The 23,240-nt window shown below is 45.8% G+C and carries 22 protein-coding genes; 16 read left to right on the top strand and 6 right to left on the bottom strand.

Features of this window, described 5'->3' with window-relative positions; genetic code table 11:
• The first annotated feature begins 110 nt into the window (after positions 1-110).
• From OH461_RS06645 to flhB, 9 genes are read left to right on the top strand one after another with little or no spacing between them, the layout of a single operon-like run.
• Positions 111-2,096, top strand: a complete 1,986-nt coding sequence (locus OH461_RS06645; protein ID WP_270019804.1) for a flagellar hook-length control protein FliK — start codon at positions 111-113, stop codon at positions 2,094-2,096.
• 50 nt (positions 2,097-2,146) lie between these two features.
• Positions 2,147-2,641 (top strand): flagellar basal body-associated protein FliL, encoded by a 495-nt coding sequence (gene fliL / locus OH461_RS06640; RefSeq protein WP_270019803.1) that lies wholly within the window; start codon positions 2,147-2,149, stop codon positions 2,639-2,641.
• A gap of 8 nt (positions 2,642-2,649) precedes the next feature.
• Positions 2,650-3,699: a flagellar motor switch protein FliM gene (gene fliM, locus OH461_RS06635; RefSeq protein ID WP_270019802.1), complete on the top strand. Its 1,050-nt coding sequence runs from the start codon at positions 2,650-2,652 to the stop codon at positions 3,697-3,699.
• Between the two features lie 36 nt (positions 3,700-3,735).
• Positions 3,736-4,146, top strand: a complete 411-nt coding sequence (gene fliN / locus OH461_RS06630; protein WP_005471831.1) for a flagellar motor switch protein FliN — start codon at positions 3,736-3,738, stop codon at positions 4,144-4,146.
• A gap of 3 nt (positions 4,147-4,149) precedes the next feature.
• Positions 4,150-4,554, top strand: a complete 405-nt coding sequence (fliO, locus tag OH461_RS06625; RefSeq protein WP_270019801.1) for a flagellar biosynthetic protein FliO — start codon at positions 4,150-4,152, stop codon at positions 4,552-4,554.
• Positions 4,541-5,413 (top strand): flagellar type III secretion system pore protein FliP, encoded by an 873-nt coding sequence (gene fliP, locus OH461_RS06620; RefSeq protein WP_270019800.1) that lies wholly within the window; start codon positions 4,541-4,543, stop codon positions 5,411-5,413. Before fliO ends, fliP begins: the two co-directional genes overlap by 14 nt.
• 12 nt (positions 5,414-5,425) lie before the next feature.
• Positions 5,426-5,695, top strand: coding sequence for a flagellar biosynthesis protein FliQ (gene fliQ / locus OH461_RS06615; RefSeq protein ID WP_270019799.1), 270 nt, complete (start codon positions 5,426-5,428; stop codon positions 5,693-5,695).
• A gap of 8 nt (positions 5,696-5,703) precedes the next feature.
• Positions 5,704-6,486 (top strand): flagellar biosynthetic protein FliR, encoded by a 783-nt coding sequence (gene fliR / locus OH461_RS06610; RefSeq protein ID WP_270019798.1) that lies wholly within the window; start codon positions 5,704-5,706, stop codon positions 6,484-6,486.
• Between the two features lie 45 nt (positions 6,487-6,531).
• Entirely contained in the window at positions 6,532-7,668 is a 1,137-nt protein-coding gene (gene flhB, locus OH461_RS06605; RefSeq protein ID WP_270019797.1) for a flagellar biosynthesis protein FlhB, read from the top strand.
• 53 nt (positions 7,669-7,721) lie between these two features.
• On the opposite strand, the gene smrB is transcribed toward flhB, so the two are convergent.
• Positions 7,722-8,252, bottom strand: coding sequence for an endonuclease SmrB (gene smrB, locus OH461_RS06600; RefSeq protein ID WP_260259501.1), 531 nt, complete (start codon positions 8,250-8,252; stop codon positions 7,722-7,724).
• 73 nt (positions 8,253-8,325) lie between these two features.
• Between smrB and prmB the strand changes: the two genes are divergently transcribed.
• Entirely contained in the window at positions 8,326-9,258 is a 933-nt protein-coding gene (prmB, locus tag OH461_RS06595; RefSeq protein ID WP_270019796.1) for a 50S ribosomal protein L3 N(5)-glutamine methyltransferase, read from the top strand.
• A gap of 209 nt (positions 9,259-9,467) precedes the next feature.
• Positions 9,468-10,553 carry a chorismate synthase gene (gene aroC, locus OH461_RS06590; RefSeq protein WP_270019795.1) on the top strand — a complete coding sequence of 362 codons (1,086 nt, stop codon included), beginning with the start codon at positions 9,468-9,470 and terminating at the stop codon, positions 10,551-10,553.
• A gap of 59 nt (positions 10,554-10,612) precedes the next feature.
• On the opposite strand, the gene OH461_RS06585 is transcribed toward aroC, so the two are convergent.
• Positions 10,613-12,625, bottom strand: coding sequence for a DUF885 domain-containing protein (locus tag OH461_RS06585; protein ID WP_270019794.1), 2,013 nt, complete (start codon positions 12,623-12,625; stop codon positions 10,613-10,615).
• Between the two features lie 486 nt (positions 12,626-13,111).
• Complete coding sequence (locus OH461_RS06580) at positions 13,112-13,735, bottom strand: trimeric intracellular cation channel family protein (RefSeq protein WP_270019793.1); 624 nt, start codon at positions 13,733-13,735, stop codon at positions 13,112-13,114.
• A gap of 280 nt (positions 13,736-14,015) precedes the next feature.
• Here OH461_RS06580 and OH461_RS06575 point away from each other — a divergent pair, with 280 nt between their 5' ends.
• Positions 14,016-14,546 (top strand): elongation factor P hydroxylase, encoded by a 531-nt coding sequence (locus OH461_RS06575; protein WP_270019792.1) that lies wholly within the window; start codon positions 14,016-14,018, stop codon positions 14,544-14,546.
• Positions 14,547-14,607: 61 nt separating this feature from the next.
• Here OH461_RS06575 and OH461_RS06570 read toward each other — a convergent pair whose 3' ends face one another.
• Positions 14,608-15,108 (bottom strand): hypothetical protein, encoded by a 501-nt coding sequence (locus OH461_RS06570; protein ID WP_270019791.1) that lies wholly within the window; start codon positions 15,106-15,108, stop codon positions 14,608-14,610.
• A gap of 11 nt (positions 15,109-15,119) precedes the next feature.
• The gene (locus tag OH461_RS06565) at positions 15,120-17,261 is read right to left on the bottom strand and encodes an LruC domain-containing protein (RefSeq protein ID WP_270019790.1); all 2,142 of its coding nucleotides are present in this window, start codon (positions 17,259-17,261) and stop codon (positions 15,120-15,122) included.
• 157 nt (positions 17,262-17,418) lie between these two features.
• On the opposite strand from OH461_RS06565, the gene OH461_RS06560 reads away from it, so the two are divergent.
• The 3 genes from OH461_RS06560 to OH461_RS06550 all read left to right on the top strand — a co-directional run bounded on the left by OH461_RS06560 (position 17,419) and on the right by OH461_RS06550 (position 19,607).
• A complete protein-coding gene (locus OH461_RS06560; RefSeq protein WP_270019789.1) occupies positions 17,419-17,682 on the top strand; it encodes a YfcL family protein in 264 nt (87 codons plus the stop codon).
• Positions 17,683-17,788: 106 nt separating this feature from the next.
• Complete coding sequence (locus OH461_RS06555) at positions 17,789-18,319, top strand: NADPH-dependent FMN reductase (protein WP_270019788.1); 531 nt, start codon at positions 17,789-17,791, stop codon at positions 18,317-18,319.
• 196 nt (positions 18,320-18,515) lie between these two features.
• Positions 18,516-19,607 carry a serine hydrolase domain-containing protein gene (locus tag OH461_RS06550; protein ID WP_270019787.1) on the top strand — a complete coding sequence of 364 codons (1,092 nt, stop codon included), beginning with the start codon at positions 18,516-18,518 and terminating at the stop codon, positions 19,605-19,607.
• 54 nt (positions 19,608-19,661) lie between these two features.
• Here OH461_RS06550 and mnmC read toward each other — a convergent pair whose 3' ends face one another.
• Complete coding sequence (gene mnmC, locus OH461_RS06545) at positions 19,662-21,674, bottom strand: bifunctional tRNA (5-methylaminomethyl-2-thiouridine)(34)-methyltransferase MnmD/FAD-dependent 5-carboxymethylaminomethyl-2-thiouridine(34) oxidoreductase MnmC (protein WP_270019786.1); 2,013 nt, start codon at positions 21,672-21,674, stop codon at positions 19,662-19,664.
• Positions 21,675-21,802: 128 nt separating this feature from the next.
• On the opposite strand from mnmC, the gene fabB reads away from it, so the two are divergent.
• Positions 21,803-23,014, top strand: a complete 1,212-nt coding sequence (fabB, locus tag OH461_RS06540) for a beta-ketoacyl-ACP synthase I (RefSeq protein WP_270019785.1) — start codon at positions 21,803-21,805, stop codon at positions 23,012-23,014.
• Positions 23,015-23,240: the final 226 nt, after the last annotated feature.

Below are 23,240 nucleotides of genomic sequence, written 5' to 3'. Positions count from 1 at the left end.
TTTCGTAATCTATTTGACGCAGTTCGGTAGTGCGATTGAGCATTAGAATCCATCTAACTAATATGCCGAAGCGGTTGATTACCCTCGGTTATATGATGAGTTATTGATTTATGAATGTGAATTTGTCACCGACAACGGATGCAGCTAAAGCCACAAAACTGAGTGTGGACGGTTCAAGCTCGTCTAGTGAAACCTCTGAATCTGAGGGCTTCTTTTCCAAGCTTACTTCTTTCATTAAAGGCGATTCTAAAGCCGAAAAAAGTGCCGATGCGGACGCAGACATCAAAGCTGCCACAGAGGCGGGTAAAGCGACGTCGAGTGAGGCGTCTGAAGGTGAAGCCGATGTTAAAGCCGCGGAATCTAAACAAACGGAAGCGGTAGCTAAAGCGCAGGATAGTGAAGAGAGCGAAGCTGCGCCTAAGTCGGCACAGGGAGCGTCTGATAAAGCAAGTATTCCAGCAGAGCTGGAGCGATTTATTGAAAAGCCCGCCGATGAAGCAACCACTAAAGCGGCAAGTGCAACCCAACAGGCAGAACAGACCGTATCAGAGAATGAAGAACTTCTTGGCAGACTTAATCAATCTAGCCAAGCGTTACAACCGAAAGACGGCAATGCGTTGCCACAAGACGCTAAAGCGGTAGCGGTTGAAGAGAGTGAAAGCGGCAATGCTGTCGCAACTGCTACGGCGGCAGGCTTGTCAGCGGGCACTATCGCTGCAACTAATGCCCAGAGCCAAACTGTCGCGCAGGCAAGCGATAAGATGGATTTGGCTGCCTTGCAGCAAGCTCAGTCGGTAGAACCAGAAACAATCACCTTACATGGTGAGCGTATCGTCTTACCTGCAAATAATACCTTGGAAGCACCTGTGGTGTCTGCGGAGCAGCTCGACCCAGAAACGCTAAAAGCAATGTCAGAGGAAGAGATTGCGGCTTTAAAAGCCATGCAAGATGCGCAACCTGCGACAACTCAACCAACGATGGTAGTGACGGGCACTTCATTTAGTGCCGCTTCATCGCAAGTAGATGGTCAAGCACCTATTGTGGCAATGACTACTGAAGAGATGGCTCAAGTCACACAAAACGGCGAAACCGTCGCTCAAGGTGTTGTCTCCGCGGCAACTAACCAAAACGTTGATGGTGTTAGCCCTGAGTCGGTAGACCCAAATGCAGCAGTACCGATGAGCAGCGCTGCGATTGCTTGGTCTACCAATGATAGTGTTCCTCTGACGGATGCGGAACTGGCGGCTCTTGCAGAGAACCAGCTAAAGGCAGGTCATAAACTGGCGGCTAGCCCACAAGCGGTGCAGCAAGCTCAGTTAGCCGCGTTACAGGCTCAACAACAAGGGCAAACGTCTCAAGTTATTCCGCAAAATATGCAACCTAATATGGTTAATGTAGCCAGCCCTGAAGCGGCTATTGCTCAACAGATGCAGGCAATGACAGCTCAGGCGGTTGCCGCGCCAATAAGTCCTGAACAGATGGTGACGAAAGCGGCGCTAGGCGCAAATGCAGCGGCATCAATAGGCAAGCTATCGGCCAAAGATGGCACTAATGCACAGGGTGCAGATGCGACGATCGCTCAGCAGCTCAGCCATGCAGCGGGACAGCAGGGAATCAATAACCAAATGCGTGCCGAACAAACGGCCCAAGCTCAGCCTCCAATGCAGCTAAATAAAGAGATGGCAAGTGACCAAGTGGCAGAGCGCGTGCAAATGATGTTGTCGAAAAACTTGAAGAACATCGATATTCGCTTAGACCCGCCAGAGCTAGGCCGTATGCAAATTCGCATGAATATGAACGGTGACGGTGCCACCGTGCACTTTACCGTCGCCAACCAGCAAGCGCGTGATATTGTTGAACAAGCGATGCCGCGCTTGAGAGAAATGCTCGCTCAGCAAGGTGTTCAATTGGGTGATACGTCTGTTCAACAGCAATCATCCGGGCAGCAGCAAGGGCAGTATGCAGCCGGAAATGAAGGCGGAAGTGGTCAAGGTAACGGCAATCGAACCTTCTCAGGAGAAGAAAACCTTGAACCAGACGTCAAACTTGATTTGAATGTCGCATCAAAGCGTGATGGAATCAGTTATTACGCTTAAACTATGCCTTAAGGCAATTAAAGAACTGAATAGTTAGAGAAAGTTTATCTATGGCAGAAGAATTAGAAAACGAAGCACCAAAAGGAAAAGGCAAACTGATCATCATTATTGCGGTGGTAGCAGTACTGTTACTTGGCGGTGGTGGTGCGGCGTTTTTCTTAATGGGCTCTAGCGAACCAAGTGCTGATGAGTTAGCAGCACAACAGGCAACGACTTCGCTTGAAGCTCCCGTTTCTTATGTGAATATCGCTCAGCCATTTTTGTTTAACGTAACAGGCGATAGCAAAGATCGTTTAGTACAGATTAAAGTGCAGTTGATGGTGCGCGGCAGTGAGAACGAAAACTTAGCTCGTTACCATTCTCCGTTGATTGAAAGCTCGTTGCTTGGCACATTTGCTTCTGCCACGGTAGAGCAATTACGCACCGCAAATGGTCGTGTAGAGCTGCGAGACAAAGCAACAGATGATATTAAAGCGAGTTTAACTCGCGCAGTAGGTGAGCCCGTGATTGAGCGTGTGCTATTTACTGATTTCGTAATTCAGTAGGACTAAGAGTGACTGATTTATTAAGCCAAGACGAAATTGATGCGCTGCTGCATGGCGTAGATGATGTCGATGACGTTGAAGAGGATGAAGTCCTTGGTGATTCCAGTGCGGTAGACTTTGACTTCTCTTCTCAAGACCGCATTGTTCGTGGTCGAATGCCAACGCTGGAACTCATCAACGAGCGTTTTGCTCGTCATATGCGTATCAGTTTGTTCAACATGCTGCGAAAAACCGCTGAAGTCTCGATTAACGGCGTGCAGATGATGAAGTTTGGTGAATACCAAAATACCTTGTATGTACCAACCAGTTTGAACATGGTGCGCTTTAGACCGCTTAAAGGTACAGCGCTGATCACCATGGAAGCGCGTTTGGTATTTATCTTGGTCGAAAACTTCTTTGGCGGTGATGGTCGTTTCCATGCTCGTATCGAAGGGCGTGAATTTACCCCAACTGAGCGACGTATCGTTCAGCTGCTACTGAAAATCGTATTTGAAGACTACAAAGAGGCTTGGTCGCCAGTCATGGGGGTTGAGTTTGAATATCTCGACTCTGAAGTAAACCCTAGTATGGCGAACATCGTCAGCCCGACCGAAGTGATCGTTGTGAGCTCATTCCATATTGAAGTGGATGGCGGCGGTGGTGACTTCCACGTGGTGATGCCTTACTCCATGGTTGAGCCGATTCGCGAACTGCTTGATGCAGGTGTTCAGTCGGACAAAATGGAGACAGACGTGCGTTGGAGCACGGCACTACGTGAAGAGATCATGGATGTGCCAGTGAATTTCCGCGTCGATTTACTAGAGCAAGACATTTCACTGCGTGATTTGATGGAGCTGCAAGCGGGCGACATCATCCCAGTGGATATGCCAGAACATGCAGTAATGTTCGTCGAAGAGCTGCCAACCTATCGAGTTAAGATGGGGCGCTCGGGCGAAAAACTCGCGGTTCAAGTATCAGAAAAAATTAGACGACCAGATGTGGTTAAGACCGATATCGCTTTCCTCGGTAAGGATGTTATTTCCGAACTAGAGCAAGATGACGGTGAAATTGAAGATTAAGACATTAGATAAATATCAGGTAAATAGGTATTAGGTATGGAACCAAGTGACGACCAAAAACTGGCTGACGAATGGGCAGCCGCGTTAGGTGAAGATCCAAGCGCTCCAGAGATTGATGTTGATGAAGTAATGTCAGCGCAACTGGATGAGCTAGAAGATACGTCTTCGCCAATTTCTGATGATGAGCGTCGTAAACTCGATACCATTTTAGATATCCCTGTAACGATTTCGATGGAAGTCGGTCGCTCGCAAATCAGTATTCGTAACTTACTGCAACTGAACCAAGGCTCAGTGGTTGAGCTTGAGCGTCTAGCTGGTGAATCGTTGGATGTACTCGTAAACGGTACTCTGATTGCGCACGGCGAAGTGGTTGTGGTGAACGATAAGTTCGGTATTCGCTTGACGGATGTAATTAGCCAAACAGAGCGTATTAAGAAGCTAAGGTAGCCTATGAACAGGAAAGCATTATCGCTTTTACTGCTTTCGCCCCTGTTTTCTTCAGCGGCTTTAGCGGCTCCTACGGCTCCTACCAGCCAACTAGATTGGGCGACCACCTTTGGGTCGCTCTTGTTCGTTTTAGCTCTTATCTTATTGTTAGCTTGGTTGCTGAAACGGATGCGCATGCCAGCGCTAGGTAATCAGAATGGTTTAAGCGTAGTAAGGCAAGTTGCGGTGGGCACTCGCGAGCGAATCATCATCGTTCAAGCAGGTGAAGAGCAGTTCTTGGTGGGGGTAACTCCACAAGCGATTCAATTAATCTCTAAACTGGAAAAACCTTTGTCTCAGGAGGAGCTGGCATCCAGTCCGTTTGCAAATCAACTGACTCAGCTTTTAAAGAAGAATGATAAAAAATAACGCATTATCTTCCCTGTTGTTGAGCTTGGTATTAGCCTTGTTCTCAACCAGCGTATTGGCACAGGAAGAGCTTGATACCCCAGTGAACAGTAATGTCGCTTCTAACTCAGTTACCGTGAGTGCCATGGAGCAAGAGCAAGGTTCAGCTAAAACCATATCGACCAGCACCATCACTGGTGGCAGTGGCGGTATCCCTGCTTTAACCATGACTACCAACCCAGATGGTAGTGAAGATTACTCAATAAACCTGCAAATCCTTGCGTTGATGACCATGCTTGGCTTCTTGCCTGCCATGGTTATTTTGATGACTTCTTTTACTCGTATTGTGGTGGTGATGTCGATATTGCGTCAGGCAATGGGTTTACAACAGACACCATCTAACCAAGTGATCATCGGCATCGCAATATTTCTGACCTTCTTTATCATGTCGCCAGTCCTTAACAAGGTGAATGATACGGCGATTCAGCCATACATTAATGAGCAGATTTCAGCGCGTCAGGCGTTCGATTTAGCTCAGATCCCGATGAAGGATTTCATGTTAAAACAAACCCGAGTGAAAGACTTAGAAACCTTCGTTAACATCTCAGGTTCAACTGCAACAGCACCAGAAGACGTATCGATGGCCGTATTGATTCCGGCATTTATCACCTCTGAGTTGAAAACCGCCTTCCAGATAGGCTTTATGCTGTTCTTACCGTTTTTGATTATCGACTTGGTGGTGGCCTCAGTATTGATGGCGATGGGTATGATGATGCTTTCGCCAATGATCGTATCTTTGCCATTTAAGTTAATGCTGTTTGTACTGGTTGATGGTTGGAACTTGATATTGTCCACCTTGGCCGGCAGTTTTGCCTTGTAGCGGGAGAAGCCTATGACTCCTGAAATGTTCGTTGAGCTATTCCGTGATGCACTCTGGATGGTGTTGATCATGGTCTGCGCCATTATCATTCCTAGCCTTTTGATTGGTTTGGTGGTGGCGATATTCCAAGCGGCAACTTCGATTAACGAACAAACCCTAAGTTTCTTGCCACGTTTGGTGGTGACCTTGCTGGCGCTGATGTTTTTTGCGCACATGATGACGACTATGATGACTGAGTATTTCTACTCCATCATTGAGCGTCTACCTCAGGTACTTTATTAGGAGCTCTAATGGAGTACCCTGCAAGCGTCGTCCTAGACTGGATAGCCAACTATTTTTGGCCTTACACCCGTATTGCCGCCATGCTGATGGTGATGTCGGTAACTGGGGCGCGCTTTGTTTCAACTCGAATTAGGCTCTATCTCGGCCTAGCGATCACCTTGGCAGTCATGCCGGCGATACCGGCTGTCCCTCAATCTATCGAGTTGCTTTCTTTTGAAGGCTTTATGGTACTGCTTGAGCAGATCATTATTGGTGTAGCCATGGGTACCGTGACGCAATTTATGATCCAAACGTTTGTCATCTTAGGTCAGATATTGGGTATGCAATCGAGCTTAGGTTTCGCATCCATGGTTGACCCTGCCAATGGCCAAAACACGCCGTTGCTTGGTCAGTTATTTATGTTTTTGGCCACCATGTTCTTTTTGGCCACCGACGGTCATTTGAAGATGCTGATGCTGGTGGTGTTGAGCTTCCAGTCATTACCTATTGGGATTGGTAAGCTAAATGCGGTGGATTTTCGTGAGTTGGCGTTATGGCTAGGGACGATGTTCCAGCTTGCGCTTAGTATGTCCTTGTCAGGCATCATTGCTCTATTAACGATTAACTTATCGTTCGGTGTCATGACGCGTGCTGCGCCACAGTTAAACATTTTCTCGTTAGGTTTTGCGTTTGCTCTGATCGTGGGCCTGCTTTTATGTTGGTATATTATTGGCGGTCTGTTTACCCATTACGAGCTGATCTGGTTGCAGGGTGAGCAGCAAGTATGTCGCTTTATTCGCTTAAATTGTTAGTCCATACTTTTGAAGTTATGGTACTAAAAGTCACAGGAGACTGAGTTGGCAGAGTCAGACGGTCAAGAACGCACCGAAGACGCCACGCCCAGACGCTTGCAACAGGCTCGTGAAAAAGGGCAGGTTGCAAGGTCAAAAGAGTTAGCGTCGGTTTCAGTATTGGTTGTAGGTTCAGTCGCCTTGATGTGGTTTGGCGAGGGTTTGGCGCGCGCGCTATTTAATATCATGGGGCGTTTATTCAATCTGCAACGTGAAGAGATCTTCGATCAGACCAAACTGTTTGATATTGCTTTAGGCTCTTTAGGCGCTCTTATTCTTCCTCTGTTACTGATTCTTCTTACTCTGTTTATCGCAGCATTAATTGGTGCTGCAGGCGTGGGTGGTATTAGTTTCTCAGCAGAAGCGGCCATGCCTAAGCTTTCTAAGATGAACCCACTGAGCGGCTTAAAGCGTATGGTGGGGATGCAAAGTTGGGTTGAGCTGATTAAATCAATCTTAAAAGTATCACTAGTGTCAGGTGTGGCTTTTTATCTGATTGAAGCGGCGAAAGAAGATTTGTTCCAACTGAGCTTAGATGTATTCCCGCAAAACATCTTCCACGCGCTCGATATACTGCTCAATTTTATCCTATTGATTAGCTGTTCTTTACTGGTGGTGGTCGCGATTGATATCCCATTTCAGATTTGGCAACACGCGAACCAATTAAAAATGACCAAGCAGGAAGTGAAAGACGAATACAAAGACACCGAAGGTAAGCCAGAGGTGAAAGGGCGTATTCGTATGTTGCAAAGGGAAGCAGCTCAACGCCGTATGATGGCCGAAGTGCCGCAAGCGGATGTTATTGTCACCAACCCGGAGCACTTCTCGGTCGCTCTGCGTTACAACCAGAAAACCGATAAAGCCCCGATTGTGGTAGCCAAAGGTGTCGACCATATGGCGATGAAGATTCGTGAAATCGCCCGCGAGCATGATATCTACATTGTGCCAGCACCACCGTTAGCTCGTGCTCTCTATCATTCTACCGAGCTAGAGCAAGAAATCCCCGATGGCCTGTTTACCGCGGTAGCCCAAGTGTTGGCGTATGTCTTCCAGCTTAAACAATATCGTAAGCGTGGTGGTGAGAGGCCGACCTTGAAAGGTGGTGATTTACCAATTCCGCCAGATTTAAGGCAAGACAATTAAACAAAAAATAGGGAATCAAACATGATTCCCTATTTTGTTTATGCAGTAAGTGGTTACTTCTCTGGAATAGAAAGTAATACCAGCAGTGCTCCATCACCACCAAACTCAAGTGGTGCTTGGTGGAAGGCCATGACATCCGGATGCTGTGCTAACCATAATGGCGCTTTTTGCTTGAGGATGTGTTTGCCAATGCCATGTTGAACACAGGCACAAGAAATCTCGTTCTTAATGCAGTAAGCGATCATCGCGCCTAATTCACGCTTCGCTTCTTGCTGAGTCATGCCGTGCATGTCCAAGAATACGTCCGGAACATATACACCGCGGCGCAGTCTTTTGACCTCATAAGTAGAGACGTCATCACGCGCATAACGGGTTGGGCCCTCTTCATTGAGGAGCGGAACAAACTCATCTGAGAAATAAAACTCAGAATCGGCTGCTTCGCGACCACTTCGAGTGATTTCTTTGTGCTTTGTATTTTTTTTTGGTTGCTGGACTATGGTATCCTGTGGCAACTTTTTTACGCCTTGTACTGCATCCCTAAAGAGGGCAAATTCGTCATCGGCTTCGGTGTCTTTTGAGCTCATGGGAAATAAATACGTTTATAACGATTAATAAATAAATGGTTTGGCAGTATTGTAGCGCTTTTCGGAGGCAATTTTGGATAAGATTTTTGTAGAAGAAGCGGTTTCAGAACTTCACTCGCTTCAAGATATGATCCGTTGGACTGTGAGCCGCTTTAATGCAGCGAACCTATTTTATGGTCACGGCACGGATAACGCGTGGGATGAAGCTGTTCAGCTTGTCTTGCCAACCCTTTACTTGCCAATCGATGTGCCTCCACACGTATTGAACTCTCGCCTAACCACTAGTGAGCGTATGCGTATTGTCGAGCGTGTAGTGAAGCGTATTAATGAGCGCACGCCAACCGCATACCTAACTAACCGTGCTTGGTTCTGTGGTCTAGAGTTCTTCGTTGATGAGCGCGTACTTGTGCCTCGTTCCCCAATCGGTGAACTGATTCAAGCAGAGTTCCAACCTTGGTTGATTGAACAGCCAGAGCGCATCATGGATTTGTGTACCGGTAGTGGTTGTATTGCGATTGCTTGTGCTCATGCTTTCCCTGAAGCAGAAGTAGACGCGATTGATATCTCAACAGACGCACTACAAGTGGCTGAGCAAAATGTTCAAGACCACGGTATGGAACAACAAGTTTTCCCTATCCGTTCAGATCTGTTCCGTGATTTACCAAATGAGAAGTACAACCTAATCGTGTCGAACCCACCATATGTGGACGAAGAAGACATGAACAGCTTGCCAGATGAGTTCACTCACGAACCAGAGCTGGGCCTAGCAGCAGGTACTGATGGCCTTAAGTTGGTTCGTCGTATCCTAGCTAACGCGCCGGACTACTTAACTGACGATGGTATTTTAATCTGCGAAGTGGGTAACTCAATGATCCACATGATGGAGCAATACCCAGAGATTCCATTCACTTGGATCGAGTTTGAAAACGGCGGCCACGGTGTATTCATGCTGACACGCGACCAGTTAGTTGCATGCGCAGATGAGTTCTCGCTATACAAAGATTAATAGGCTTAATCGCTGTATATTAATAAACGCCATGCCAAGTGCATGGCGTTTTTTATTGTCTGTCGTTTACTACTTGGGTTGAAAATTAGTTAGCAATTAGTTGTGGTTTAGGGCTTTACATCAAATCGTAATAAAGCCACTATGAATCCACGAACAATAGGAACAACACTAGCAAACAAGAGTATTTGCGGGTGTAAATTGAGGAAGCAATGGCAGGAAATAGTATCGGACAACACTTTCGAGTGACAACATTCGGAGAAAGTCACGGTATCGCACTAGGATGTATCGTCGACGGTTGCCCTCCGGGGTTAGAAATTAATGAAGAAATGATTCAAGTCGACTTAGATCGTCGCAGACCAGGTACTTCGCGTTATACCACTGCGCGTCGTGAACCAGACCAAGTCAAAATCCTATCGGGCGTATTTGAAGGTAAAACCACCGGTACTTCAATTGGCCTATTGATCGAGAATACCGATCAACGTTCAAAAGATTATTCAGACATCAAAGACAAGTTCCGTCCGGGACATGCTGATTACACTTATCATCAAAAGTACGGTCAACGTGATTACCGAGGCGGTGGTCGTTCTTCCGCACGTGAAACCGCAATGCGAGTGGCAGCCGGTGCGATTGCTAAACAGTACTTAAAGCAAGAGTTCGGTGTTGAAATTCGCGCTTATCTTTCGCAAATGGGTGACGTTTCTATTGAGACAGTGGATTGGAATGAAATTGAAAACAACCCATTCTTTAGCCCAGATGCGAGCAAAGTGGATGAATTTGATCAGCTCATTCGCGATCTGAAAAAGCAAGGTGATTCAATCGGAGCTAAGATCCAAGTTGTTGCCACCAATGTGCCGGTTGGGTTAGGTGAGCCAGTCTTTGATCGCCTAGATGCCGATATCGCTCATGCGTTAATGAGTATCAACGCGGTAAAAGGTGTTGAGATTGGTGATGGCTTTGATGTGGTAAGCCAGAAGGGCAGTGAGCATCGTGATACCTTGTCGCCTCAAGGTTTTGGCAGTAACCATGCTGGTGGTATTTTAGGTGGTATCTCTACCGGACAAGAAATTGTCGCGAACATTGCTTTGAAGCCGACATCAAGTATTACCGTACCGGGTGAGACGATTAACCGCCAAGGTGAGCCAACGGAGTTGATCACTAAAGGGCGTCATGACCCATGTGTTGGTATTCGCGCTGTGCCAATTGCAGAAGCGATGCTAGCGATTGTGGTCATGGATCATCTGCTACGCCACCGAGGCCAAAATCATGGCGTAAGCACTGAAACGCCACAGATTTAACCGCAAGTGAATATAGAAACGGCTCCTAGTTAGGAGCCGTTTTTTATTGCACCGAAGCGTTATTTGGATTGTTTGGATGCGATCCAGTTTTTAACGTTCTCTTCGACCACTTCCATTGGTTGTTGACCATAACTAAGCAGTTGGTGGTGGAACTCGGCATAATCAAACTTATCACCTAGCTCGGCCTGCGCTTTATCTAACATCTCTTTGATCACTAAGAAGCCAGATTTGTAAGAGACAGCTTGACCTACGTGAGCTGCGTAACGGTAGCTTTCAGATTCAATATCACCATCACCTAAAGCAGAGTTCGCACGCATGTAATCACGAGCTTGTTGAATGCTCCAACCCTTCGCGTGGATACCCGTATCAACGGCTAAACGCATGTTGCGCAGCTGTGCTTCGTTTAAACTACCAAAGTATTGTAGGGCGTTACACTCTTCTTCATCGGTATAGATACCGCCTTGGAACTCACTGTAATCAAGGTCTGCCAAACACATCCCTTTGCCATTAATAAAGGTAGGTTGACCTTGTTGGTTAAGTTCACCATAGATCCCCATCTCAATACCTAGCCACTCAGTGTAAAGTGCCCAACCTTCACCGTAAGCGGTGTACCAAATATCATCCATGTAAGCTGGGATATTCGCTGGCGGGTATTCTTTTGAATACGCATGTTGGAAGTGGTGTCCCGGCGCGGCTTCATGAAGCAATAGGGTAGAAACATTCCATTTTTGCAGGCTGTAGTCTGGGTTGGTGTTGAGAGTGAAGACATTTTCATCGTAAGAGCCTACGCCGTCATATAGCTCACCACCGGCAGGTGTTGGCTCAATGGCGTAATCCGTTTGGATGGTCTTAAAGTAGCTAGCGACGACGTCGTTAGCGTTAACCTTGAACGAGTAGTAATCCAGTAGCGAGCTCTCACACGCTGATTGGTTGGAGGCTTGTTTACATACTTCCGCGTGTTCGGTGCCTGAAACGTCACGGCCATCTCTACCAAAGAAGAACTGCTCACTATTGAGATAGGCAAAAAACTCTGGTAAGTCGATGTCACCGTTTTTATCAACCAGTTTAAATGTCCGCATTGTGACTTTCTTGGTTGCAGGTTCGCGGAATAGGGCTTTGACTTCTGTACCACGTTTAGTCACAACCGTCTTAGCCACGCGAATCATCTCAGCTTTCGCATCAGCAACGAGTTTTTCACCCATCTGATGTAGCTCTTGTGCTGACTTACCGGTGGTACTGTTTCTGTCTAGATGCCATTGATACCAAGCTTGACCGTTAGGTAAATCGCCCCAGCCGATGTGCTTGTCGTTAAGCGACCCTTTACCGCGAGCGGTTTTCGCGTAATCACTGCGGACGTAGTTCAGGAACTCTTTCGTTACACCAATGGCTTGCTTGACGGCGGAGTCATACTCAGCAATGAATTTCGGGCTGTATTCTGTGCGTGACTTAAGATCTTGTAAACCTACTTTCAAAATTGCGTAATCGTCGGTTGCGATCGTATCTAAGCTATTTTGATAGAAGCGATTGACCAATACTTTTGGCAATTGAATGTGTTGCAATTGACCTAAATGGTATTGGCTATGCAGGTTTCTTACCCATGATGTGTAGTCATTCAATTTTTCTAGTTGTTGTCGGTAAGTTGGTTCACCATCAGTTGTTTCTGGGATAGCAGCCCCAGCTTCTTCGGCATGCCACTGCATGTAATTGTAAAAGTGGGTGACGGGTACATCGGGGTTACCAAAGCGAGCATTGGCAAATGAAGCTCCTCTAATCGCCACTTCACGGTCAAAGCGGAATGTGTCGAAGTAGACTTTTTCTTCATCCGTCAATTTGCTGCGATCAACGTGTTTTAATTGTTCTAAGTAGCTTCGATCGAGGCTTTGTCGCGCCGACGCCATTTGATCGTTGATGATGCCAAACTCCGAATTATCGAGGTTTTGCATATCTTGGGTATAGTTGGTCAGCAACGTATCCAGTTGCTGAGACGGAGGAGTTGTCGAGGTGTTCGCACAGCCAGTGATGGCTAAAGCGACAACAGCGGAGCAAAGGGTCAAAGAAAATTTATTTTGCATTTGTTAGTCCTTAAATCATTAGATTGGCAGACATCTGACCCATAATTCGCGGTTTATTATTGGGCTATAGCGCAGAGCTCAGTATGAGTCAGAGTGGCGAAGACTTTCTGCAAAAACTAGGTTATAGAATGGCTTGCTTAAGATGTGTGCAAATGGTCACAGTAACAAGGGGTGAATAAATACCCAACCACGGATAAGATTATTCGTCTTGAATGATTATGCGAGTATTGCCGAGTTTTGAAACGAGTGTTCAGCGATTGGGTGAACATTCTTGCTGGTGGATTAGATATTTTTTAAAGCGATGGCAGCGTAAAGAGCGAAACAATTTGGCTAAAACCGAAACAAGGTCACAGATTAATCGGTTGTAAGTCGTGAATGAGGATATTTATTGCGCAGCGTAATTAGCGTGAGAAGAGAGGCTTATGCCAACAGCAAGTCACTGGCTATCAGTAGATTGCTGTTGGCTGAAAGATGTTGATTGCAGGGTTAGTGAACTGAGCCTTCAGTTTCCAAATGGAACGAAGGTAAGCGCCACTTAAAGCGAACCGCTGCCATGCGCAGTAGATAACCAGTAACCAGAGTGGTAATGGTTGCGGTAACATCTGAAACTTGAAACTCAAGCAGTACGAGGTATAAGCCTGAGGCAATTAAGGCGACAGAGGCGTATAGCTCTTCATGTAATACTAATGGTGTTTGACGGCAGATAAGATCACGCAATAGGCCGCCAAATACGCCAGTTACCAGCGCAGACACCATACAAATGCCCGGATGCAAGCCCATACCAAGCGCCACTTTAGTGCCGATAATGCTGAATACAATTAGGCCCAGTGCGTCTAAGCGGATAAAAAGGCCTTTGAGTTTGATCACCCATTTCGCCAAGCCAGTGGTCAGTACGCCTGCAATACAAGTGATGGCAAGAAACTCAGGGTTCTTAACCCATCCGAGAGGGTAATGGCCTAACAGAATATCGCGAACCGTACCGCCACCAATTGCCGTCGCACTCGCAACTAACATAACTCCAAACCAATCCATTTTACGACGACCAGCACTTAGTGCACCAGTCATCGCTTCAGCGGTAATACCGATGATATACAACACACTTAACAGCATAAGAAAAACTCAAAACGACAATTAAAAGTGATACAAAAGAAGCGTAAGAGTAGACCTCTTGCATCTTATAAAATTAGACGCAGAGTCTAGTGGTTATCGGTGATAAAGGCGAATGAGATTTTGTACTCACGAAATCGTTTTTCAGATAACTAAATCTAATGTCTAACGATTAGTTGAGGTTTGGCAGAGGTTAGGAAAAGTGCGAGAATACACCGGCTCAAGAGAGGTTGGTTTCTACAACCAATGAACTCAATTATTTTAATCAAGATCGAATAGCAAAATGAACCACGATTATAACGACTTAATTGCCATCTTTAATCATACTTTTTATTCCACTTATAACACCAAGCTAGAGTTAGGTGGTGATGAACCCATTTACCTACCTGCGGATAAAGAGTTTGATTATCACCGGATTATTTTTGCACGTGGTTACTATGCGTCAGCACTTCATGAAATTGCGCACTGGTGTGTCGCTGGGCCGGAGCGCCGTTTACGAGAAGATTTTGGTTATTGGTATGAGCCAGATGGCCGAACCGAAGCCGTGCAAGCGGAATTTGAGAAGGTAGAAATTCGCCCACAGGCATACGAATGGATCTTGGCAAAAAGTGCAGGATTTCCTTTTAATGTGAGTTGTGACAACTTGCATGGTGATTTTGAACCAGACCGACTTGCCTTTATGACCAAAGTACATAGTGAGGTGATGTCGATATTAGAGAAAGGCATCCCAAAGCGTGTCGCAATGCTGTCAGAGTCGTTAAGGCTGCATTATCATACTGAGCCACTTCAACCAGAGCAGTTTGTGGTGAGCTAAATGAAGGAAAACCGCCGATGTTGGGCGGTTTTCTACATTTAATGGTTTGCCATTTCTTGGCCTAGTTGATGGTCCAAGTGGTTTCACGCTGATTATTATGGCTAAGGGTGTAGGTAATAGGCTGTCTGCCTTGTTCCATAATCCATATCACCGCAATCAGTTCTTCACAGTGATTGGCGACTCGTAAATCAAAGCTTCCTTTGCCTTGGGTGAGCGAGCTTTTTAATAAGCACATCTCAAAATCAACTTGGCTGATGTCGCCATTAGCTTCGCTGTTATCACACACAGATATAAAAGCGCGTTCCGTTGAGGTTGATGATATATCAACGCTGATATCGACTTGATAAACAGACTCCAGTTTGTTTTCTGGGTCGATAGCCAGATCTTGCACCGTTAGAGTATTGGTCGATGCCGGTGGCGCTGTGCTTCCCGAGCCGCCGCCGTTATTTCCGCCACCACTACTGCCACCATCATCTCCACCGCCGCCGCCACCACAACCGACGAGAAGTGCTGTAAGTAACAAGTAAAAGTTGTATTTAATACGTGTTAGAACATAACTCATGTGACTTCTCCTTAGTCTGAATAGGCATTGTTGCTGTTAGCGTCGGTATACCAATTAGGTTCTGTATTCCCGGAGCTGTCTTGGGAAAAATCCGCAAATTTGGCGTAAGTATCTAGGATGCTGATTGCTTCTTTTGGATGCTGCCAGTCAGTCGGGATCTCAATGGCCCAAGGTAAACCATTGCTGGTTTGGAAATGCGTATTTGAGCCATTGCCACTGTCGATACCAAGATTGCGGTAACGCGTATCGAACTTGTCTGTTGGGGCTTGGTTTTTAAGGTGGATTTCCAGTCCTCTTCCCGGGTAGCCCCCAGTGAGTTGATAACCAATGTCGCCGTAGTAATACCCAGGAGATGCGAAGATGAATGGGTCATAAGGCAGATCAGGCATGCTGCTTATATTGACAGGGTTTTGGAATTTGAATTGTAAAGTCCAAACAGGGCGATAAGTGGTGCCGCATCCTTCTTGGGTTCTAAAGTAAGTACATTGCTCCGCTTCGCCAGCTGTCACAAGCTGCCACAAATCTTGATGAATAATGAACACCGCATCGGTGGTGCCAGATTCTAATATCTCACCCGTCACTGCTTGGCCATTAATGGAAAGCTCGATGGATTCTTCTCTGATATCAGAGACGGGAATATTAGGTAAGTGGATAGCAAAACCTGAATGATAATCGCCGCCTAAAGCCGCGATCTTACCTTCAATTTTCGCGCGAATAACTTGTTCGTTTTGAATGTACTCTGTGTATTTGACGTTCATTAACACGTCATTAAGATCGTAGTCACCAGAGATTGGGTACTGGTCTTCGTAGGCAAAGCTGGTGTAGCTCGACGCAGAAGGGTAGTACTCAGTTGTCACGCCTACTTCAGTTACTTCGACTTGGTAGTCTTCCACTTCCCCTTGCGCGACACCACCAAAGGGGCCGATGCCGCTGGTGTTACTGAGTCGAAAACGTGCCCAAGTATCTCCGGTAGAGGCCCACGCAGGTACATCAATGTAGAGAGTATTGCTGCCATCACTGACGGCTTGGTCTGTCAGGACTTGCTCATCGTCATCAAACTGGCCATTTTGGTCCCAATCAATCCACGCGTTGAGAACGGAATCTGAACTAGTGCCTGATGCCGTTGCGATCACAAGATTCAAACCGCCTGTTTCAAGTTGGGTAGGGAAGGAAATCCCGTCATCGTCATCACTGCCGTCGGAGGCGTCATCACTGAGTGGATATTCATAAGCTTCGGTCTCGCCGTCGACAGTGCTACCTAACATTAAGGACGTAATACCGTGGCGCGCACCGGAAGACGCATACTTGGTTTGATAGCTGTCAGGGGCATCACCAAAATCGGTATTCTCGCTAGGTTCTACGGGCGCGAGTGCACAACGAGCACCATCGTTGGAGTTACTTGATGGACCATAGGAATAAAACGCTGCTGTAGAGCTGTTTCCGTTAATATTTACTTTGTACACATAACCGTTGCTGTTGTTGCTTAAATAGAGGTTACCGTCCACATCGAAATAGATCGCGCCAAAAGTGAGCTTAAAGCCCAAGACACTTTTATCGAGTAATTGGTTAAGACGAGTGCTAGTGCCTTCATTCACGTCAATGCGATGTAAGTAACCGTTGCTATCTACGCTGTAGGCGTATCCGTTGTCTGGGTGAAAAGCAATATCAAAAATGGCAGGTGAACCGAATTGGGCGCTGTTGGCGACCAGCGTCATGTCTAACGTATCAAGGTCAATACGGTATAAGCCGCTTCCCGGTCGGTAGCCATACCACGCGTATTCGTTCACCGCCACATCGCCCACGTAAATTGAGCTAGGGACGTTGCTGGGCATACTCACAGAAAGCGCGTATTTAGTGAAGGTACTATCGATTTTTGTCAGCGTTTTTGCCCCGTAATCCCAACCATAAATAAAGTCGTCTTGTTGACTAAAACCGACACCGTTTATTTTGTCTGTTCCCAAACTAGAGTCGAGAACGGAATAGCTACCTAAGTCGATGTTCATTCCATATGCGACAGGTTCACCGCTCGGGTTTTGGACTAAAAATGCTTGCGTAGGACAGGATGAAAATGGCGTTTCAGCTTGAGCAGACATGCTAAAAGAGAGTGCGCCACTTAATGCCAGTCCAATGGCGGTGAATTTGTTGTTTTTCATTCTAATCCCTCGCGTAAATTATCGGTGTCAGGGATAGATTGCATAGCTTATGCCACACTCTGAGGCCTTGCTATTGTTAGCATTTGCGTTCGTTTTCTCAATGTGAGAAGCTCTGCTCTCTTTTTGAAAGTCAAACTGATTAAACAAAGCGAATACGATGATAATTGAATTTGAAGAGAAGCTTTTAGAGCTGATCGATGCACGAATTGAAACGGCTTCTGATGACGAACTTTTCGCTGGTGGTTACCTGCGCGGCCACATTTCTTTGTCTGCTGCGTCATGTGAAGAAGAAGGTGTCACCGATATTGAAGAATTAAAGAATCGTATTATCGCGAGCCTTGATGAAGCACGTTCAGAGTTGACGCCAGCGGATCGCATTATCGTTAACGATCTTTGGCTAGATTTACTCAATCAAGCTTGATGTTGTTCAGCTATTTCGAATAACTCATTAAATTAATTGTGGTTGTTGCTTTTTTGTTCGCTTTCTATGCTTAGGGCATAGTAAAAACAAAGTAAGGAACGCCACAATGAAAATCATTGCCTTTGGAGCATCGACGAGCTCTACCTCAATTAATAAAACCCTCGCCAGCTATGCCGCACATTTGATTGAAAATGCAGATGTGACCGTGCTTGATCTCAACGATTACGACGTTCCACTTTTTAGTGAAGATAAAGAGAAGGAAATTGGTCAAGCTGAGGGGGCTAAAGCCTTTCTTAATGATATTTCTCAAGCCGATGCTTTGGTCATTTCGTTTGCCGAGCACAACGGCGCTTACACCGCTGCTTATAAGAATCTGTTTGATTGGAGCTCGCGAATCGAGCGTAATGTATTTCAAGATAAACCAGCCATTTATTTAGCCACTTCTCCTGGCCCCGGTGGCGCGCAGAATGTCTTAGCCGCGGCTTCTGGCTCAGCAGGTTACTTTGGTGCTGATGTGAAAGCGTCGCTCTCTATTCCAAGTTTCTACGATAATTTTGATTTGGAAACGGGTGCTTTTAAAAATGAAGCGCTAGCCCAGCAAGTAAAGCAAGCTGTAGATGTATTAAAGCATGAGTGATTAAAATTGATGCTACCTACCTAAGCCAAATGTACGTATACATTTGGCTTTGTTGTTTTATTGAAATATTTCGCAAAAAGTGATGATTTATAAAACTTCGTTTTTTAACAGTTTAAGCGGCTGATAGATTGGCAAGGTCTAGGTGTTTGTCGAGGTTAACCGTTTGTTTTTAAAGTATTCACTGTTTGGAAAAATAATGTCCTTGGTAGGATTTGCTTTCCTATCTCTAACCAGCTTTGGTGTAAGTAGTCACAGCTTTGAAAGAGAAAAATTGGATACATTCCTGAATGCATTAGCTGAAGAGAATGTTTTGTGGGTGAGTGTGGATATTCGGGATAATGCTAATTCGGTTTATAGCCACCAAACGGGGTTCTCTAAGATAGAGTATGGTTGGTTTGGTAAGGTTGAACGTTTGCCGATTCAAAAGAACTCTCGATATAAAATAGCATCCATTTCAAAGACCTTTACGGCAGTGCTCGTCTTCCAACTAATTGAGCAAGGTAAGTTGAGTTTAGATACGCCATTATCGACGTTCTACCCCTCAATTCCTAATGCAGAAAGTATTACCATTGGTCAAATGCTGATGCATTGGAGTGGTATTTTCAACTATACCAGTGTCGAAAAAGAGTTGCTTATCGAGCAATGCAAAGGAGTTTACGATCAAGACAAAATGGTTGATCTAATTGCGTCTTATCAACCGACTTTACCCCCTGCAACGTACAAATCTTACTCCAATTCTAATTATGTACTTTTGTCTGGCATTGTTGAGCAAGTCGCACAGAGAGGTTTTGGCGAGTTGCTCAACGAAAAGATTATTTCGAAGTTAGGTTTAGAAAACACTTTCCTATGTGCAACCAATGAGTGTGAGGGATACATCGATTCATTCTATTTTTATGAAGGTAAGTGGTATGAAGATATGGATTGCTCAGGCAGTTATGTACGAGGTTCTGGTTCAATGGTCTCGACGGCCGAAGATCTTACCCGATTTTCTTATGCGCTGTTTAACGGAGAACTGATTTCTCCGGATTCTTTAACTTTGATGAAAGGAATGACTAATCAACATGGTATGGGCCTAGAAAAGATTCCATACTACTACCGAACTATGCATGGTCATACGGGGTCGTTAGATTCATTTTTGTCAGTCTATGGATATTTTGAAGATGATGGAACATCAATAGCGATGATTGCGAATACGTATTCGGATGGAAAATTTTTTGATGTGTTCAATGCCATTTTAGACATTTATCATGGAAAATCGGTTGATCTAGAGGACGTTGTTCAAAAGTAATTGAGCGTGTAAAAGCGCAGTAATGTTACTGCGCTTTCTATCGGTTTTGGGGTATTAGACCTCAGTAATGGCTTTGCCTTTTCTCAGTTTTCTCACCCACATTCTGCTTGGATCTAGGGTTTCTAATACATCCACAGGCAGAGGTAGTGGGTCACCACAAATTTGCGATGCGAGCAGCTCAGCCATTAAAGGAGCAGAGCTTAAACCACGTGAACCAAGCCCCAACAGACAGAACAGGTTGTCGTGATGAGGTGTTCTGTCTGCGTCATCTTGCGCAGTGGTTTGTAGGTTGGCGTAGCTTTGCTTGATTTGATCGAAGTTACCCACATTGCCGACAAATGGTAAATGGTCACGGCTAACGCAGCGAACGCCTTGACGCGATTGATTACCTGAAGTATCGACATCGTTCGGCCATGCTTGGTTAGGTACACATTTTTGCAGTTTTTCACCATTCTCTTTTTGGGCAATAGGGTCAAATACTGAGTCAATATGGCTGCGATCGTAACTTGCACCAATACAATGATGTTGGTTGTTTGGATTCACAGGAGTCATGTAGCCGTCGTAACACAATACCGTTTTCAGTTTACTGAGGTCATCGGTTGTCGGGATATGGCTAACTTGGCCTTTAACCTGCCCTAATGGAATCTCTTTACTTGGCGATAGCTGATTAAATTGATGGCCATTCGCAATCACCACACAATCGTGAGTAAAGGTTTTCTCTTCAATCGTTAACTGCCATTGCTGTTGCTGTTTTTCTAGCTTATCGACTTTGTTATTAAAGTGAGCAGTAAACAGCGGCGATTGTTCAAGCCGCGTAATGATGCCTTGAGTGAGCTCAGCAGGGCATAACCAGCCCCCTAATGGGTAATGCACGCTAGGTATATCAATCGGTAGGCCGATGGTTTGCTCTGTCTGCTTTTGGTCTAACTCTTGGATGAGCTGAGAGTCAAACTTACCACCGAGCATGTGTTTTAACTTAGTGGTGGATTTCTCATCCCACATTAGCTGAGTTACCCCACACCAATCATGGTCAAACGAAATAGTCTGAGCTGCTTGCTCTACAAACTGGCGGGCAAACAGAAAGCCCGGAGCGAACATACGTGATACGCCCGAATGGTCGCCATTCAGTAGTGGGTAGACCGCACCTTGTCGATTGCCTGAAGCGCCAAGAGCGGGTTTTTCGTCTTGGCAATACAGGGTCACTTTTTGACCACGACGTATGAGCGTATGCGCAAGTGCCGCGCTAGCAATGCCGCCACCAATGATCGCGATGTCGTCATGGGATTCACTTGCAGAGCGGTGGAACCATGGCTTCTCATTACTGTGTTCTTTTCGCTTGGTATACGCACCGGCAATCATTTCTCGTTTGGTGCCAAAGCCTTTGACTTTTTTCATGTCAAAGCCAGCTTCAATTAGGCCTCTGCGAACAAAGCCCGCCGCAGTAAATGTCGCACATGTACAATCTTGTTTGGCTAACTTCGCCATGCCATCGAAAAGATTTTGATTCCACATCTCTGGGTTTTTACTTGGTGCAAAGCCATCCAAGAACCACGCATCGACGACGCCTTGTTTTGGCACTGGCACAAGCGGCATACAATCTTTAATGTCGCCAAACCATAAATCTAGGGTAATAGCACCATCGGCTAACACAACACGCTGACATTCAGGAACGGCAATTGGGTAATGGGCTTGAAGCTGCTCTGCGTACTTAGCGAGCTCAGGCCATGATTGATGAGCTTTGACTAAGTCTTGTTGGCTTAGTGGGTACTTTTCAAAACTGATGAAGTGCAGCTCTTTTAACGGCGCGTCAGGGTTATCTTGTCTAAACTGTTCAAACCATTGCCAAACCGCTAAGAAGTTCAAGCCGGTACCAAAACCTGTTTCAGCGATAACAAAGCGGCGTTGGTCATATTGCTGCCATCTTTGTGGTAGATGATTTTGCTGCAAAAACACATAACGTGTTTCTTCTAGGCCGTTAACGTTAGAAAAGTAGACATCATCAAACTGGTCAGAAACAGGTGTGCCTGCCTCGTTCCAATCGAGCTGAGCGTTAGTTATGATAGTCATAGTGTCTGCAATTTATGAAAAATGACGAGAAAGTGATGACGATTGTACGGTTTTACGGGAAAGCTGACCACTTTTCCTAAGTAACTTGGTTATCATCTAGCGGAAATTGAAATTATAGGAATGTCATAATGAAACGAGTCGTAATCACCGGTATGGGTATTGTTTCAAGTATCGGTAACAACGTCGAAGAAGTTCTAGCGTCTCTACAAACAGGTAAGTCTGGTATTACTGCATCAGAGCAGTTCAAAGAAAAAGGTCTGCGTTCACAAGTATGGGGTGATCTAAAAATCAACCCAGCAGAGCACATCGACCGTAAACAGATGCGCTTTATGGGTGATGCGGCTGCGTATGCATACCTATCAATGCAGCAAGCAATTGAAGATGCGGGTCTAACGGAAGATCAAGTATCTAACGACCGTACAGGTATCGTAGCGGGTTCAGGTGGTGCATCATCACTGAACCAAGCGGTAGCGGTAGATACTCTACGTGAGAAAGGCGTTAAGCGTATTGGCCCTTACATGGTTCCTCGTACTATGTCTTCAACGGTTTCAGCTTGTCTGGCAACTCCGTTTAAAATCCGTGGTGTGAACTACTCAATGAGCTCTGCATGTGCGACTTCAGCACACTGTATTGGTCACGCAATGGAACTGATTCAACTTGGTAAGCAAGACGTCGTATTTGCAGGTGGTGGTGAAGAGCTAGATTGGACTCTAACCATGATGTTTGATGCGATGGGTGCTCTATCAACGAAATACAACGATACTCCAGAAAAAGCATCACGTACTTACGATGCAGACCGTGACGGTTTCGTTATCTCTGGCGGCGGCGGCATGATGGTTATCGAAGAACTAGAACATGCTCTAGCACGTGGCGCGAAAATCTACGGTGAGATCGTAGGTTACGGCGCTACTTCAGATGGCTACGACATGGTAGCACCATCAGGTGAAGGTGCTGTACGTTGTATGAAGATGGCAATGCAAGATGTAGATGCGATTGACTACGTGAACACTCACGGTACTTCAACTCCAGTTGGTGACGTGAAAGAGCTAGGCGCAATCCAAGAAATCTTTGGTGAAAGCAGCCCAGCAATCTCTGCAACTAAAGCGATGACAGGTCACGCACTAGGCGCAGCTGGTGTGCACGAAGCAATCTACTCAACACTGATGCTACACAACAACTTCGTAGCACCAAGTGTTAACGTTGAAAACCTAGATGAAGCAGCACAAGGTCTAGACATCGTAACTGAGAAGCGTGACGTTGAACTGAACACAGTTATGTCAAACAGCTTTGGTTTCGGTGGTACTAACGCAACGCTAGTTATCAAGAAGTATCAAGGTTAACTGAATTCGCCACTCCAACATGTTGGGGTAATGGCAATCCAGTTTCCAGAGCTTGACCGCTGAGAGGCGGTCGAACAGACGCAGATTTTGGCCCATGGAGAGCGGGTCAAATTCCTTTTGTTCTGGAAGTTTACCCGGCTATATAGCCGGGTTTTTTCTTTTTTAGGGTACATGTCGACAATCTCTCGACACTCAACGCGGTTTTTTGCACAATCAAAGCAAATGG

It is taken from the genome of Vibrio sp. LaRot3, assembly GCF_027587025.1.
In the GTDB taxonomy this organism is placed as follows: Bacteria; Pseudomonadota; Gammaproteobacteria; order Enterobacterales; family Vibrionaceae; genus Vibrio.
The sequence above is the reverse complement of the archived record's forward strand: the minus strand, read 5'-3'. Positions and strand labels throughout refer to the sequence as shown.